At 67.0% G+C, this 15,998-nt stretch carries 9 protein-coding genes; 8 read left to right on the top strand and 1 reads right to left on the bottom strand.

The genetic code is table 11. The annotated features are described in order from the left end of the window. The first annotated feature begins 153 nt into the window (after positions 1 to 153). From WMF31_RS36075 to WMF31_RS36055, 5 genes are all read left to right on the top strand, one after another. On the top strand, positions 154 to 1,935 hold the full coding sequence (locus WMF31_RS36075) for an ABC-three component system protein (RefSeq protein WP_436606291.1): 1,782 nt from the start codon (positions 154 to 156) through the stop codon (positions 1,933 to 1,935). Then, entirely contained in the window at positions 1,932 to 2,711 is a 780-nt protein-coding gene (locus WMF31_RS36070) for a hypothetical protein (protein ID WP_436606290.1), read from the top strand. Before WMF31_RS36075 ends, WMF31_RS36070 begins: the two co-directional genes overlap by 4 nt. Then, positions 2,711 to 5,662: an AAA family ATPase gene (locus WMF31_RS36065; protein WP_436606289.1), complete on the top strand. Its 2,952-nt coding sequence runs from the start codon at positions 2,711 to 2,713 to the stop codon at positions 5,660 to 5,662. The genes WMF31_RS36070 and WMF31_RS36065 overlap by 1 nt, the downstream gene beginning before the upstream one ends. A 92-nt stretch (positions 5,663 to 5,754) precedes the next feature. Continuing rightward, complete coding sequence (locus WMF31_RS36060; RefSeq protein WP_436606288.1) at positions 5,755 to 6,888, top strand: metallophosphoesterase family protein; 1,134 nt, start codon at positions 5,755 to 5,757, stop codon at positions 6,886 to 6,888. Next, positions 6,885 to 10,646: an AAA family ATPase gene (locus WMF31_RS36055; RefSeq protein WP_436606287.1), complete on the top strand. Its 3,762-nt coding sequence runs from the start codon at positions 6,885 to 6,887 to the stop codon at positions 10,644 to 10,646. The genes WMF31_RS36060 and WMF31_RS36055 overlap by 4 nt, the downstream gene beginning before the upstream one ends. A gap of 172 nt (positions 10,647 to 10,818) precedes the next feature. Here WMF31_RS36055 and WMF31_RS36050 read toward each other — a convergent pair whose 3' ends face one another. Then, entirely contained in the window at positions 10,819 to 11,745 is a 927-nt protein-coding gene (locus tag WMF31_RS36050; RefSeq protein ID WP_436606286.1) for a hypothetical protein, read from the bottom strand. A gap of 310 nt (positions 11,746 to 12,055) precedes the next feature. Here WMF31_RS36050 and xseA point away from each other — a divergent pair, with 310 nt between their 5' ends. From xseA to WMF31_RS36035, 3 genes are all read left to right on the top strand, one after another. Continuing rightward, positions 12,056 to 13,699 (top strand): exodeoxyribonuclease VII large subunit, encoded by a 1,644-nt coding sequence (xseA, locus tag WMF31_RS36045; RefSeq protein ID WP_436606285.1) that lies wholly within the window; start codon positions 12,056 to 12,058, stop codon positions 13,697 to 13,699. 4 nt (positions 13,700 to 13,703) lie between these two features. After that, entirely contained in the window at positions 13,704 to 14,015 is a 312-nt protein-coding gene (gene xseB / locus WMF31_RS36040; protein ID WP_436606284.1) for an exodeoxyribonuclease VII small subunit, read from the top strand. Between the two features lie 1,066 nt (positions 14,016 to 15,081). After that, on the top strand, positions 15,082 to 15,906 hold the full coding sequence (locus WMF31_RS36035; RefSeq protein WP_436606283.1) for an SGNH/GDSL hydrolase family protein: 825 nt from the start codon (positions 15,082 to 15,084) through the stop codon (positions 15,904 to 15,906). Positions 15,907 to 15,998: the final 92 nt, after the last annotated feature.

Raw genomic sequence — 15,998 nt, 5'->3', positions numbered from 1 at the left:
CGGTACTTCTGCAAGGGCAGAGGGGCATCTGCTCCGCAGAGGCCCACGTGAGCAGCTAGCCCGCGCCAGCCCTGGTCGTTTACGCGGACCACACGAGAGCGGGGACGCGAGAGACTCGACGAAGCCCGGATGATGAGTGTACCATCGGATTCGATGAGTCTGTCGAGCCCGCATCTTATTGGCGGTCCCCTGGCCGGAACGATTGGATCTGCAACAGCTCCGCCGGGCTTTGAGCCTTCACCTGATACGGATGACGCTTGGCGGGCGCTCGTTGACGAGTGGACCACGATCTGGGGAAGCCTGTCTCCCGACAAGAAGCCGAAGCCGAACGAGGCCGAGGTATCCAAGAAGCTGGTGTCTCGACTGCTCAGGTGTCTCGGCTGGCCCCAGGACCAATGGTTCGTGGAGGCAGAGCTGAAGATTCAATTTGGATCGAAGGAGCACTCGGTTCAGCCGGATTACGTTCTTGCGCCCAGCCGCGATGTTGCCAATAAGCCAGGAAAATCCTATGCTGTCATTGAGGTGAAACGTGTTCTTCCAAGGCAAGACGCGCTCAGGGCAGCGCTGCAGCAAGCTCGCACTTATGCAGACTATTTGCGCGTCCCATTCTACATTGTCGCCGATGGGTTGCGCATTAGGATCTTAGAGCGGCGCCTGTACGAAGACGATAAGATGATTCTGGATCTGGAATACAAAGATCTTATAGGGCGACGCAAAGATATTGAGTGTCTTATCGGTTTCAACTCTCTGCCACGTATAGTGGCGGGGCTGCGAGCCGACCGAAAGCTCAGCGTAGCCGAGGTGCTCCAGCAGCCCAGAGCCTGCGATGGATACGTGTTCCTGCGCATCCGCAATGGACAAATCTGCGCCACATCGGATGAGCCCGACGGTCAATACACTGATGCCACGTTCTGGTGGGGAGCGCTCGACAATCCCGCGGGCAAACGACGGATGATCGCCATAGACTGGGATCGCTCCCTTGATACTTCACCAGACTTCGTCGATCTGATCTGCCGCCTTCTTCTCCATGATGGCGTCGGCACGCTGCACGTATCGGACCAGAACGAGTGGCAGCGTGCGCTCGAGAACCGCCCCCTTCTCATTACTGAATCCCAACGGACTGTTACCAACGACCTTCCTAACAAAATCCAACCAAGTCGAGGCGAGGTGCCCGATCCTGGCGACACCTGGTCGGGCGGCGCGTCGCTCGAAGCGTGGACTCACACACTTTCGGCGTCTCTCGACGAATGGATGGTCAAGCGAGCCAAGGCCGATCTTGATTCCCTCTTTCAACAAGGAGAGATACGTGGGCTCGAGCTTCCACTGTGGACAGGGGCCGAAGGAGTGCTCGATTGGTTAAAGGAGCACTACGACCACGCTCGGATCAACGCCCATCTGCTCCGCGCGGTGGTACATGCTCGGACGGGCCACAATGTGAATCGCCGCGCGCATCTCGCTCGCGTGCGCCTGGGGCCCGCGTCGCGTCGCACCCTGCTTGAAGGACTATTGTTCGGCCTGGCCCTTTCGGCGACCTTCGAGTCCGTTGAGCTCTTCGCCGATGAGTCGGCCGTAGATCTGAATGTGAGATATCATCAAGAGGGACAAGGTGTCGTGTTTGGTCTAGATGGACTCACGGAGCATGGAGACCTGCCCATCACGAACGAGTGGGAACGTTCCTTCTGCAGCGCGAATCTTCTGGGCTTGACCCGGCTGAGTCGTGACCGGATCGAACTCGCAAGGGCGCGCACACTCGGCAGCCCTCGCCTCTTCATGCGGGGGCTCGCCTCGACGATGGGAGAGAAGCACCAGCTCGGAATCGTTTTTACTCTCGACGATGACACCAGAAAGCAGGCCGCAAACGGCTGGAAAGCGCTCCGTGCTGCGCTGATCCGGCAGTACGAAATTCAGATCTCTACATCTGGAATGACCCCATGAGCAGCGTGTCGAGATCTATGCCATTTCAACGACTGATCGAATTTCTTGACAGCAAGATCGCTGCCACGTCGGGGCTGCAGTGCATGGGCTCCGAACAGGTACGACGGTTAACTCCGCGCGATGCGTTGGGGGCGTCACCTTCCTTCCAGACCGTCACGGTCATGCGGCTACGGCAGGGCAGCAGCCCCGTTCCGACGGTCCTTGTGCTGGTCGATCTGGGCGGGCAAGGTCCTGCAGCGCTGGGCTCACCCGATGACTATGATGTGAAAAAGCTAGTAAGCGATCTCGAGACCGCAAGCCTCGTCGTCCGCACGCAGCTCAAGAAAATCGAAGAAGCCGATGAATTGGTTCTCTGGTTCATCGCTCCCGCGGGCGCTGGCACGCATCCCGGTTGGAAAGCGCTCCGCCAGGAGGCACTGCGCGACACGTCTGTATGCCCCAAGAACGGCTGGCTTCCCGCGCGAGATCCACAACGGTGGGATGATGAGCTCACGGCGTTTTTCGATGAGACCTTTCTCGGTACGCCATGGAATTTCGAGTCTGATGCTGGCACCGACGGCATCGGCGAGGTCGATCTCGTCACGGCAGCCAAGATCGATCACCGAGATTTCGAAACCTTCCGAGCCGCGCTCTTTGGCGATGGTACGAACCGGAAGCGCTTCGAGGGGACCGTGTCAGATCTCACAGGACCGCCCGAAGTCCCTCTCGCCGATCCGGTCGATGCGCTCTGGGTCTGGGCAGCTACCAACACCTCAGCGCAGAAGGACGGCCGGTGATGGTGGAGCACAGGCCGAATCTTTATCTGGACGCCATTGAGGTTTCCGGCCTGCGGGGGATCGACAGCGGCGACGCCACGGGGAACGGACCTGCCCTTGCGCTGGGAGCTCTCGAGCAGGTTACCATCATCGCGGCACCGAACGGGCTCGGGAAGACGAGCCTCGTCGATGGCCTCCGCCTTTGCCTCACCGGCGAACTCCAGCGCCATGGGAGACCGCTCTCCTTCGATGAGCTCCGACACCGCCCCCTCGAACCACGCAGTGTGAAATCACCGGTTCGGCTCCGAGCCTGCTTCAAAGAGAGCTTCGCTCGCCAAGAGCAAAATCTGGCGTCAACGAACCTTGACCTGCTTCTAGAGGCACACTCGAATTCGACGTTCGAGTCCGGTAGGGAGCGGGCAGCGTCATCTGCCCGCGACTTGCTCGCCCGCGATCAAGCGCTCTCCCCCGCATCCGTGAAAGCGCTCTTCAATATCGCCCATTTTCTGCCACAGGGTTGGGGCGACCGGCTTATCGACATGGATCCGAAAGATGGGATGAGTACTCTGACGCAAGCGCTGGGGCTCGCTACGCTCAATAAGGCGCTAGAGGAGATTAAAGGAACAACGCTGTTCGGCAGAGCCATCGCCGATCGGGTCAAACGGCTGAAGGACGAGCTGACCAGAGCAAATGCGGAACAGCAGGAGTGGAACGAGCGAGTTCGAGCGTGGAACGAGGCTCGAAAGCAAGCTGAAATCGCGGGCACCGAAGATGCGCGCACCCTGCAGGCCGACCTGATGGTCCTGGCGGAGGAGATGGGGGTTCCGCGCGAGGCGTGGCCTACCGCGCTGGCCGTCGTTACGGCCCTGGAGTCCGCGCTCGCGAGACGAGTGCAGGAAATCGAGACCCTGGAGGCGCGCCGTGCGGTCGCCGCGGACCTCGTGGACTGCTGGAACTCCGCCAAGGAGACAGAGCGGAAGCAGAGCAGCGCCGCGACGGAGGCGGCCCGTGATCTCGCCCAGGCCCGCGACGCACTTAAGGGAGCAGAGGAAGACGTCCGTCGCGCCGAGCGCAGCCAGGCCCGGGCCGTCCTCCCTCGGCTTCGCTACGCCGCTGACACGGCGTCTGCGCGCCTGACAGAGGCTACCACCCATGCACGGTACCTTGAGGATGCAGCGCGTCGTGCGGCGCTGGAAGCACTGGCACACCAGGCGGACGCCGCCGCAGCAGCGATCGCCGAAGTCGACCAAGCTCGCGCTGGCAGTCACATCGAAATCCTCAGCAAAGCGTCGTGCGACGCGGACGCAGAGATCCTGCGCGCACAGGATGTATTGAACGCCGCTACAGCCCTCCGCGACGAGCGGGTGCGCGAAGCTGGCACGCTGCTGGACCTGCTCAGGTCGATCAGAAGCCACCTGACTGCGCACGCCTTCGATGCGCTGCAGGCCACCGAATGTCCCGTGTGCAATTCCTCATTCTCAGGCGCTGCGCTGCTTGCTCGGCTCGATCGAGCGATCCTCGCGCAGTCAACACCTGATCTGGAGCCACTGGATCGTGAAGTCACGACGGCGGAACGTTGCGTCGATGAGGCGATGCGTCAAAGGGATTCCGCTCGTGCGGCGCTTCGTGCGGCACAAGGGCGCCTGGCGGACCTCGACAGAACGGTCGACGAGGCGCAACAGACGCTGGTCGGAGTACGGCGGCAGGTGGGGCTTTTCGTCGAAGAGCCCATTGCGCTCTCCTCCGAAATCCGGAGCCTGGCGAGATCGCTCCCCGATCCCGCGGAGCTTGGAGGCTCCACGGCCCTCGCGCTTCGTCGTTCGGAAGCCGAAGTCGCCGTATCTGCTGCCGGTGCAGCGCTCGATACGGCCCGCGCCCTGCTAGACGAGGCGATCTCGAAGACCGGAGCACCCCAGAATCCTGCGGAGTCGGAGGTTCCTGCTCCGAGCGAAGCGACCGCCGATGAAGCGCTGGCCCAGGCGCGGGCGATCCGCGAAGCCGCCGCGCGGCGCGCCGCTGATGCCGAGTCGAACTACACCACCCAGCAGGCTGCGTTGATACGGCTGCAGCGCACCCTTGATGACGTCGGGGCCCGCTGGCGGATGCAAAAGCTCCCTGGCGAGCCGTGCGCGGACGCCGTCGAGGCGCTCGAGCAGCGCGTCACGGTAGCGCGAGCACGGCTCGACACGCACCGGGCCGCGCTCGCAGCCACCAAGCCGCGAATCGACGCGTTCGGCGCGGGGACGGAGCTCGCCCGAGCCGAGCGTGAACTGCGAACTGCCCGGGCGGTGCGCGCCGAGGGAGCCCCGCCGCGCGGTGCGGGCCCCGATCCTGGTAGCTTCTCGACTTGGGTCGAGCGAATGACCGGGTGGCTGTCTGAACGGGCGGAGGCCGCCCATGAGGCGCACCAAGAGGGGGAGAGACGGGAGAAAGCCATTTCCACTATGCGAGCCAACCTCGCCGGGGGAATCCGATCACTGCACGACGGATTATTGCCGCGGATCGAACGGCCCAGGGACGCGTTTCTGAAGGCGCTGGCGCCCGGACTGCCCTGGCGTCCGTCCGCGCAGCGCAACCGACAGGGATTGACTCACGGCATCCACTACGGAGCAATGGAGGTCACCGACGGGCCTTCCCCGCTCGCCACGGCCCTGTCCGAAGGGGAGCAGAACGCCGTGGCGCTGGCTTACCTGTTCGCGCTGCACGTCACTCTCGGCGGCTGGAGCCGCTGGCCGGGGCTGGTGCTGGATGACCCGTTCCAGTCCGCGGATGTCGTGCGGGTTGCAGCGTTGCTCGACGTCCTGCGCGGCTTGGTCCTGCATCGCGGCACTCAGGTCGTGCTCACAACCCACAATCTCGATAAGGCAGACTGGTGTGCGCGCCGGATGCGCAACGCGGGCATCGGTACCGCCCTGTTCCACCTTCACCGAGGCGTGACCGGCGTGAGGGCTGAGCGTCGGCGCCTAGGGTAGGGCCACCTCAGCGCGCCAGTGGGGTCCAGAGGCCGTTATCTGGGCTGCGGCGCGCTATCCCAGCAACCTCATCCGGAAACCTCGATCAACCTATGCTCTCCTCCACCCGCTTCCTACATACCGCCGACTGGCAGCTCGGTCTCCGCGTCAACTATATTTCTGGCGACGCTGGCGCCGTTGTGCGCAACGAGCGCTTTGCCACGCTCCGTCGTATTGGGGCGGTCGCGCACGAATCGCAAGCCGAATTTGTCATCGTAGCCGGCGACGTTTTCGAGCACCACGGCCTCCGCCCGGAGACCCTGCGTCGCTCATTCGATGCGATGGCCGAGATCCCAGTACCGGTTTATCTGCTTCCCGGGAACCACGATCCCCTCACCCCAGACGCGCTCTACCGCAGCGAGCTCTGGGCTCGCGAATGCCCGCGAAACGTTCACGTCCTCGATTCCAAGAATCCGGTGGTCGTTCGTCAAGGCGTCGTGCTCCTCGGCTGCCCGCTCCTCGAGCGGCACACGCTCGGCGATACGACCGAACACCTTACGCCCGAGCTTGGCCCCACCGATCACGTCCGCATCGGCGTCGCCCATGGCGGGATCAAGGAGTTCCTTGAGCAACTCGTCGATCCGGACGAGCCCATTCGCAATGCCATCCCTGTCGATCGGGCGGCTCGTGGACGCCTGGACTACCTTGCCCTCGGCGACTGGCACGGTGTGTTGCCTATCGATGAACGTACCTGGTATTCTGGTACGCCCGAGGCGACGCGCTTCAAGGAGAAAGATCCAGGCAAGGTGCTCGTCGTGGAGATCGATGGGCCCGGCGCGGTGCCGAGGGTCACGCCGCGCGTGGTGGCCGGCCTCGAATGGAAGAAGGCCGAGTTCACTCTCGATGGGGAGGCAGACCTCGCCGGGCTCCAGCTTTTCGTCGAAGGGTTGTCGCGTAAGGACACAACGCTGCTCGAGCTGACCCTGGTGGGAACGCTCGATGCTGCGACCCGGGCCCGGCTGGAGGCCGAGATCCTCGATAAGGCCCGGGATCGCTTCCGCTTTGTGCGGGTGCGCGACGAGAAGCTCTACACATTCCTCGGCGCCGAGGATCTGGCGAGCCTACCCACCGATGGATGGCTCGGACAGGCAGTGACACGGCTCACCGGGGAGATCGAGGGGAGCTCGGCGGAGGAGCGCGCCCGAGCGCTCCGCCTCTTGTATCGATTTCACAAGGAGGCGTCATGAACCACGGAGTCAAGCTGATCCGTCTGTCGGTGCAGGACGTCGGTCCGCTCACCGGTCGAATCGATCTCGGCCCGTTCTCCAGCGGGCTGAACGTGATAAGCGGCCGTAACGAGGTAGGGAAATCTACTCTCGTCGAGGCGCTGCGTTCTGCGTTGTTCGAGCGGCACGACGTGAGGCACCAGAAGATCAAGGCGCTACAGACGCATGGAACGCGCAACGCGCCCGAGATGTGGGTCGAGCTGGATATCGGTGGAGAGCGGATCATGGTGCACAAGCGCTTCCTCGAAAAGCCGCTGATCGAGGTGCACCTGCCGGGGGGCGGCGCGCCGCACCTGGGTAACGAGGCGGAGGATCTGTTGCTGGCACGGCTCGAGGGGCGCCGCGCCGGTCGCCACGGGGGAACGAAGCACGACATGGGGTTGTGGGGCCTGCTGTGGGTAACGCAGGACGAGACGGCCCACTCCGACCCCGGAGAGAGGCTGGATGACGGCGTACGCGGGGCGCTCTCGGACATGGTCGGCCGCCAGGTCGGGCAGGTGCTGGGGGGACGGCGCAGCGAGCGGGTGCGGACGCAGGTGATCGAGCACGCCAGCCAGTTCTTCTCGCGACGGAACAACAACACCAGGACCGGAAAGTACAAGGAAGCCGAGGAGCGGCGTGCAGCGGCCGAGGCGCGGGTGAAGAAGATCGAGCGGGCGGTTGCTGAGGTCGAGGACCTGGCGGCGCAGCACTCTGCGCTGGCGGAGCAGCTGCTAGAGAAGAACCGTCTCCTTCCGGGCCTCGAGGCGGAGCACGAAGCCGCGCTTACTGCGGAGCGCCAGGTGCAACAGCTCGCGGGCGTGGCGCGAGAGGCGGAGTCTCGGCTTGCGAGGGCGGAGGCAGAGCTCGACGCGGTGCAGAAGGACGTCGCCACGCGCGCAAGCCTGGCGGACGAGGCCGCGAAGCTCGATGGCGAGATCAAGCAGAGTGACGAGGCCATCGCGGAACTGGAGAACACCCTAGAGGACCTGACAACGGTGGCGCGGAACGCGCGTGAGCGGGCCACCGAGGAGCGGACTGCGGCAATCTCCGCTCGCGAGGCCTTCGATGCCGAGGCCGCTCGGCTCGACCAGGCCCGTCGACACATGGCGGCCATCCGACTCTGCCGGGCGTTGGCCAGGGCCGAGGAGGCTGCCGGCGAGCTCGACCAGGCGGTGCGGCAGAAGGCCGCCGAGACTCTTGACGAGCGCTTGTTCGAGCAGCTCGAGAGCCTGGCCGGGAAGGCCGCCAGCCTGCGCGCGCAGCGCGATGCGGAGGGCACTCGGGTCATCGTGTATCCACCGGAGGGGGATCCGATCGTCAGATCCGTGTCTAGTGCTTCGACGATCGTCGTCCCGGGGCTCGGTGTCCTGGAGATCGAGCCCGCGCGGCCCGGGCTCGCGCAGGCGGTGGTCGACGCGGGGAAGAAGCGGGCCAAGATCGAGGAGGCTCTAACGTCACTCGGCGTCGCCGACGTGCAAGCAGCCCGAGACCGCTACGCGGCGCGCGCCGAGGCCGAGAACGAAGCGCAGACGCTCAGCGCGCGGAAGCAGGAGCTGGCGCCCAAGGGGCTGGAAGCGCTCGAGCAGAAGGTGCTCGCGATCCAGGCCGAGCGAATGCGCCTCGAGGCCGCGCTCGACGAGGCCGCCAAAGCGGACCAAGTGCGCGAACAGTGCGAGCGCGAGCTCGCCTCCAATCGCGTGAATGAGGAGGTGATCCAGGGGTTGCGGGACAAGGAGCAGGAGGTGGCAGTCCTACGCGCGACCAGCGATGCCATGGGCACGCAGATAGAGATTGTGGCGCTCACGGACCTGCGGCTTCGTGTCGGAGGCGCAACAGGGCCTGAGGCCGTGGTCGCGGGGCAGAACGTGCCGCTCACCGTAACGCAGGCAACGAGGGTCCTCGTTGAGGGGGTCGCCGAGCTCAGATTCGAGCCGCGTGGGGAGGACCTCGCGAAATCGCGCGCCAAGCTCGCACGAGCCGAGGGCGAGCTCGAAGCATCCCTCGCGGCGCTCGGGCTTCGTACCATGAAGGAAGCGGCGGAGGCGGCGCGCGGGTGGGCGCGCATCGACGAGGAGCGAAAGCGGGCCGATGACCGTCTGAAAGAAATCGCGCCTCAAGGGGTTTCGGCACTTCGTGCCGATGTGGAGAAGGTCCGTAAGCGGAGCCGCGCGCTGGAAGAGTCCCTTGCAGAGGCGAAGAGGGCGTTCGCGCGTCACGCGCGGATCGAGGTCGCGCTCGCGCAGGAGTGCGTCACCAAGGAGGCGCTCACTCGACTCAAAAGGAGCGAGCGGGAGCTCCGGGACTGTGAGGCCGAGGTCGGGAGATTGCGTGCCCGGGTGCGTGCAGTCGAGGGGCCGGTCGCCGCGGGGACAGTACGGGAGTGGGCGGTGTCCGAAGCGACCCGTCCCGAGGCGGTCGCCGGAATCGTCTGGGAGATCCTCCCCGGCGAACTCGGCGGTGGGCTCGACGTCGAGGGGGTCGAGCAACGCTTCCGCGATTTGCTGGCCAGCGTGGGCGCCGCCGACCTGGATGCCGCGAAGAAGCGCTACAAGGCCGGCCTGAAGCTGAGCGAGCAAATTGCGGCACGCGGAAGGCATCTGCGGAGCTTGGCGCCTGACGGGATCGATGCGCTGCGGGCGCAGGTCGCGGCGCTCGGTGGCGTCGTGGAGCCGGGCTCCGCCGAGCGCAGCGAAATGGAGGGAGACGAAGCGATAGCCGGGCTCGAGGCGGCCGTGAAGCGGCGCGACGTGCAGTCTCGGGCAGCGCAAGCGAGCGCCGAGGCGGCGGCTGATGCCGCCGACCAGGCGGAACGTGCGCGCGATGCCCATCTCGGGTCGCTCCGCGAGGCGCGCGGCGAGCGCAAGACCAGGGTGGAGCGGAGTGAGGCGATCGCCGAAAAGCTCGCCGCGGGACGTGAAATCGAGACAGACACAGATCTTTCGACCCGCCATGCGGACGCCCTCTTCGCGAGAGATAACGCGCGGGAAAGCGCTCGGAAGGCGACTGCCGACCTGAACGAAGCAACGCCGAAGCTGCTTGAAGGCGAGGTCGTGCGCGCCGCGGGCGCGCTCGCTTCCTGGCGGAAGAGCGTGGCCCAGCTCAACGATGAGTCGCTGCGGCTCAAGACACTGCTCAATAAGGCTGCCGTTGAGGGGCGGTTTGAGGAGCTCGCGGAGGCGCGGGCGGAGCAGGCCGAGGCCGCCGAAGCGCTTGCGCGGATTGAGCGGGAGGCCGGCGCAGCACGACTTCTGGCCCAGGTCGTTGAGGAAGCGTACGCGGACTCGCAGCGGCTCTTCCTCGCGCCCGTCTTGAAGGAAGCGGCGCCGTACCTCACCAAACTGCGCCCCGGGACGGAGATCCGGATGACGCGCGAGCTCAGGCTCGACAAAGTCGTGCGTCGCGGCGCAGAGGAGAACTTCGAACAGCTCTCCGGTGGCACCCGCGAGCAACTCTCGGTGATCGTGCGACTGGCCCTCGCGCGGGTGATGGCCACGGACAACAGGCCTCTCCCGCTCATTCTCGATGATACAATGGGATGGACCGATGACCGGCGTTTCTTGTCGATGGTGCAGATCCTCCGGGACGCATCGAGCGAGCTACAGATTATCCTGCTGACGTGCCATCCTTCGAGGTTCGAGCGGTTCCAGGCGGAGTATTCGGTGGACCTCGATCGGTTGAGGCAGGCGCGTCCGCCGACGGTCGACGTCGACGCGCTCGCCGGTCAAAGCGTGACCTGATCCTGCGGAATGCACTGCTTCACACAGCGGGTGGTTCGAGCCGTACATGGTCGAGGCGCCTCGAGCGGCGTTACGAGGTGACGGGCAGAAAGCTGCGGATCGGGGTGGCTATTAACAGCCTCCAACCCAGGATAGGTGGCACCCATCTCCGCCCGTTTTCGGCCGGCCCCGCTCAGCTCAGCCCGTCGAGCACCTCGGCGAGCGACGCGGCGACGATGGCTCGTTCATGCCACCGTTCCAGCATCTCCGGATCCTTCTCGGCCAGGATGCGCTCCCGCGCGACGTCCGGCACGGCGATGCCGCGAACCCGGAGCGCGGTCAGCACGGCACGCGCCGCCTCCTCATTACGGCCTTCCCTGCGGCCTTCCGTCCGCTCCTCGGCCCGAAGCTTCCGCTCGTACTCCTCGAACCATGCCCGGATCTCTGCGCTCACCTCGTCCTCCTCGTCGATCGTCGGCTCCTGGCTCGTGAGCCGGAAGTGTACCAGCAACGGCTGGGCGATGCCCTTCTCCCAGGCCTCGTCCGGCAGCGCCGCCAGATCGGCGAGCGCCTCGCGCAGGAGGCGGCCTGAGCCGAGCAGCCGCAGCAGCAGGGTCGCGTGCGTCCGGGGCAGCTCGGCGAGCACCACCACGCGCATCGCCAGGCCCGGCACGGCCTGGTAGACGCCAGCCTGCTCCGGCTCGCACCGGTAGGCGTCGAGCACCGTCTCGGGACGCCCCGGGCCGATGACGACCAGGGCAGGGAAGTCCACCGCCGGCTGCGGCGCCCTGTCGGCGTCCTCGTCCGGCGCCATCGTGCCGGCGGCAGCCCGGGCGCGGCGCTCGAGCTCGTGATGCCAGGTGAGCTGCTTGCGCAGACACCGCCGGACGTGCCGGAGGCTTGGTGTGTTGCGGAACGGCTCGAACAGGCTCGGCGCTGTCGAGAGCTCGCCGAGCAGGCCCATCCCGCGACGCTGGGCCTCCCGTGCCGGATCAGGCACGCTGTAGACATCGATCTTCTGCGTCGCTGCCAGCACCTCGACCTCGGTCTCCGCCGCCGAGACGAGGCTCAGCCCGTCGCGCAGCAAGCTCTTCGCGAACTGGTCAGAGCGGTTGTGCATCGGTGGGCAACGCTAATCCATCATCGCAGCATGGGCCACCATTTCTCGGCGCGAAGGTGCGATTCGTAGAACCAATGAAAGGGGCCACGATCGTCGATCTGTATCCGTAATGCCACATCGATCGACAAGCACTTACGGGTAGCTGGATCAGATGGTGTGAAATCGTTGTCGGTCGCGTGAGATCCTTGGTCGCCTGGGGAGTGAGCCGATGCCGGCCCACGCCGCTCGCCCGCGATGCCGGCCCACGTCGCTCGCCCGCGATCCCCGCCCGCGCTTCCGCCCGCGATGCCCGCGATGATAGAGTGGCGCGATGAGCCGCCGGGTCACCCGCGACGGGATCGGGACCCTCCAGATCCATTTCGCCTTCGAGCGCAGGCTGGTGGAGGTCGTGAAAACGCTCCCGGCCCGCCGCTGGAATCCCGAGCAGAAGGCCTGGTGGGTCCCGGAGGCGCACGTCGTCGCGGTGGTGGACAGGCTGCACCCCGAGGGGTTCGGCTTCTGCGAGGCGACGCTGCGCCTCTACCGGGAGCGCGGCGGCGCCCTCGCCCTCGACGAAGCGCGCGCCACGCCGGCCCGCGCCGTCGAGCCCCTCCGATTCGAGGCTCCGCGCGATCGTGACACGCGGCCGAGCCCGGCGGCGGCCGCGTCCGACCTCACGGTCTCGCAGCTCAACGGGCAGGTTCGCGCCGCGATCGAGGCCGCGTTTCCTGCCTCGATCTGGCTGGTGGGGGAGGTCTGCGGGTACAACCGGGCCGCCCACAGGAGCACCGTCGGCTTCGAGCTCGTCGAGCGCGACGCGCAGGGGAAGGCGATCGCCGAGATCAAGGCGACCCTCTTCGAGCGCGCGCGCGATGAGATCGAGCGGCGGCTCGCCGCGGCGGGCAACCCGTTCCGGCTCGAGGACGAGATCCAGGTCCGCGTGCGCGGGCGCGTGGAGCTGTACGTCCCGTGGGGCTCGTACCGCTTCCTGATCGAGGATCTCGACGTCGGCTACACGCTCGGCGAGGCCGCCCGGCGCAGGGAGGAGATCCGCCGCCGGCTCGCCGAGGAAGGGCTCCTCGACCGGAACCGCTCGCTGCCCTTCCCCGCGCTGCCCCTCCGCGTGGGCCTGGTGACCAGCCTGGGCTCGGACGCCTACAACGACGTGCTCAGCACGTTCAAGGAGTCAGGCTTCGCGTTCCGCGTCGTGGCGCACGGCGTGCGTGTCCAGGGGCGGCAGACGGAGCCGTCGGTCCTGAACGCCCTCGACTGGTTCCGCGCGCATGCCGCGGAGCTCGACGTGCTGCTGATCTGCCGCGGCGGCGGCTCACGCACCGACCTCGCCTGGCTCGACTCGGAGCCGATCGCCCGGGCCGTCGCCACCTTCCCGCTCCCCGTGGTGGTCGGGATCGGCCACGAGCGGGACATCTCCGCGCTCGACTTCGTGGGCTGGCGCGAAAAGACCCCGACCGCCGCGGCCGCGTCCCTCGTCCAGCGGGTCTCGGACGCGCGGGATGCGGTCGAATCGTCCCTCCGGAGGATCCTCGACCAGGGCCAGCGGATCCTCCGGACCGCCTCGTCCGATCTCACCCGCCGTGCGGCCCGGGTCCCGCGCGCCGCGTCGCTGCTCGTCGCGCGCCGAGCGGGCCAGCTCAAGGAAGCCGTCCGCCAGCTTCGCCAGGGAGCGCGCCGCGATCTCGACGCCGCCTCGCATCACGTCGACGAGATGGCCTCGCTCCTCGGCCCGCGCTCCTCCCGGAGGCTCGCGCTCGAGTCCGAGCGCGTCGCGTCGCGCGAGCGGCGCCTGCGCCTCCTCGACCCGCGGCGCGTGGTGGAGCGGGGCTACGCGATCCTGCGCACGGAGGCAGGCGCGGTGCTCACCGATGCGGCCCGCGCGCCCCGGGGGACGACGCTCACGGCCGAGCTGAAGCGGGGCGTGCTGCGCCTCCGCTCGGACGGGTCAGAGGGGAAATAGAGCCATGGCAAGACCGAAGCGCGCGACGGAGGAGCTGTCCGACCGGGGCAAGGCGAGGCCCGAGCGCGCCACGAAGGAGCTCTCGTATGGCGAGGCCTCGTCGCGCCTCGAGGAGATCTTGCAGGCCATCGAGGAAGGCCAGGTGGACATCGATGAGCTCTCCGCGCTCGTGAAGGAGGCCGCGGATCTGGTGATGCTTTGCCGCCAGAAGATTCATGCCGCGGAGGTCCAGGTGAAGACCATCACCGAGCAGCTCGAGCGCGAGGCCCCGGACACCGCGGGAGGCGACGAAGAGGAAGAGGACGAGGACGAGTAGACGGGCGCGCAGGGGATCCCGCGGTGGCTTCCGCGACGACGTCGTGCCGGCAGCTCAAGGCGGATGTGCAACCCAGTTGTGAACGTACACACGCGTCGACGACCACATCGCCTCCGCGTCAGTCGCGCGGGCCGGCGAGGATCGCGATCCTGCGCCCACCCCTCTGAACGCGGCGCTTCGAGCGAACCCGCGATCGACGCGGCGCGCCGAAGGAGACCCGCCAGCCTCGTCCTCTCTCTCGGGCACCAGCACAGCCGCGGGCCGGTCGATTGGAATTGACATCCGGAATGTGAGCGCTCACATTGACCTGAAGGGGCATCCTTCTGCTTCGGCGATCGACGGAGATCGACGGCGATCGACGGCGTGCCGCCGGGGTCCGTGGGCGCCTGAAGACCCGTGTCCATGTGCCCCGTCAGCACCACGGGAGGATGGCAAGATTGGATAAATATCGAGTGTTCCATGACACCGAATCGATGGCGTCGATAGCGTGCACGACCTTTGCCTGCCGTTCGCGGGAAATCGGTCCGAGCGGCTGTTGAAGCTGGACCATCTTCCTTTCGAGTGAGGGCTGGCACCGTCGCACGTCGGGCTCGGCCAGTACGTTGTCACCCAAGCTCGTCCCGGGGTCATCGCCCACGGGGCCTGCGCTCCGGCGGGACCCTTCTGTGGCCGCATGCGCTCCGGCCCCTCCGCGATGACCCCGGGATGAGCCTGGGGGACGCAGTGATCGGGCCTCGTGCTGCTCGTGACCACAGGGAGCGCGATGAAATTGGCTCAAACAGTTTTTTCGTGGCGAATGTCGCATCGACGGCGGGGTACGGAGCTCTGCGGTCCGCGGAGCTCGGCGTGGGCTGTGCTGGGGGTGGCCGTCTCCCTGGTGGCGCTGGTCAGCGGATGCGCCGACGAGCCGGGAGGCGCTGGGCCGACCAACCCTGGGGCGGGCGGGGGTGCCGCGTCGGGCGTGACGAGCGGCGGTGACGCAGCCGGGGGCACGACGAGCGGCGGCGCGACGGGCGGGGGTGCGACAACCGGGGTCGCGACGGGCGGAGACGCGGCGGGCGGGGGGATGACGACCGGCGTCGCGACGGGCGGGAGCGGCGGAGGCGGCGCCACGACGGGCGAGCCCACGGGCTCGGGCGGGGGCGACGGCGGCGGCAGCGCCGGCGCCGGTGGGCACGGCGGCGACGGCGGTGGCTCTTCCGGCGCAGGTGGGCAGGGCGGCGACGGCGCGGGAGGAGCGGGGGGCGCCGGCGGGTTCACGCCGTGTCCGACGAACGGGGAACCTTGCAAGATCCTGCCGCTCGGCGACTCCATCACCGACGGGGTCGGGGTGCAGGGGGGTGGCGGTTACCGGATCGATCTGTTCAAGAAGGCGCGGGCCGCGGGCCAGAACATCACGTTCGTTGGATCTCTCCTGAACGGGCCGGCGATGGTCGACGGCGTCGCGTTCCCGCGGAATCATGAGGGGCACAGCGGGTGGAGGATCAATCAGATCGCGGGGCTGGTGCCGAACCCTGCATTGCAGAGCGGCGCGCACATCGTTCTGCTGATGGCGGGGACCAATGATGTGATCCAGAACGATGACCTCGCCACGGCGCCGCAGCGGCTGGGAGCGCTCCTGGACAAGCTCGTCGCGGCGGCCCCTGACGCGCTCGTCGTCGTGGCGAAGCTCATCCCGGTCAGCTTCTCCGACGCGGCGGTGATCAGGTACAACGACGCGCTGGATGCGGTCGTCGAGGCCCGGGCGTCGGCGGGACATCACGTGATGCTGGTGGACATGCACACCGGGTTCCCGACGTCGGAGCTCCCGGACGGGGTGCACCCGAACCAGGCCGGCTTCGCGCGCATGGCGAACGTCTGGTACGCCGCGATCGGCGATCTGCTTCGATGAAGCTCGCAGGCAACCCTGCGCTCGCGCCGCGTCGTGATGGCGCGGCGCGACCTCGCCGGGGCAGCGCCGGGCCGGACGCTGCCGCATCCGAG

The organism is Sorangium sp. So ce1036 (genome assembly GCF_051369805.1).
Classification (GTDB): Bacteria; Myxococcota_A; Polyangia; order Polyangiales; family Polyangiaceae; genus Sorangium; species Sorangium cellulosum_F.
This window is presented reverse-complemented; position numbering and strand designations above follow the sequence as displayed.

What these genes read in the sequence shown, in the direction of transcription:
- WMF31_RS36055 (WP_436606287.1), top strand. Translation starts at nt 6,885, where the DNA reads ATGAACCACGGAGTCAAGCTGATCCGTCTGTCGGTGCAGGACGTCGGT.
- WMF31_RS36035 (WP_436606283.1), top strand. Translation starts at nt 15,082, where the DNA reads ATGACGACCGGCGTCGCGACGGGCGGGAGCGGCGGAGGCGGCGCCACG.
- WMF31_RS36065 (WP_436606289.1), top strand. Translation starts at nt 2,711, where the DNA reads ATGGTGGAGCACAGGCCGAATCTTTATCTGGACGCCATTGAGGTTTCC.
- WMF31_RS36075 (WP_436606291.1), top strand. Translation starts at nt 154, where the DNA reads ATGAGTCTGTCGAGCCCGCATCTTATTGGCGGTCCCCTGGCCGGAACG.
- WMF31_RS36070 (WP_436606290.1), top strand. Translation starts at nt 1,932, where the DNA reads ATGAGCAGCGTGTCGAGATCTATGCCATTTCAACGACTGATCGAATTT.
- xseA (WP_436606285.1), top strand. Translation starts at nt 12,056, where the DNA reads ATGAGCCGCCGGGTCACCCGCGACGGGATCGGGACCCTCCAGATCCAT.
- WMF31_RS36050 (WP_436606286.1), bottom strand. Translation starts at nt 11,745, where the DNA reads ATGCACAACCGCTCTGACCAGTTCGCGAAGAGCTTGCTGCGCGACGGG.
- WMF31_RS36060 (WP_436606288.1), top strand. Translation starts at nt 5,755, where the DNA reads ATGCTCTCCTCCACCCGCTTCCTACATACCGCCGACTGGCAGCTCGGT.
- xseB (WP_436606284.1), top strand. Translation starts at nt 13,704, where the DNA reads ATGGCAAGACCGAAGCGCGCGACGGAGGAGCTGTCCGACCGGGGCAAG.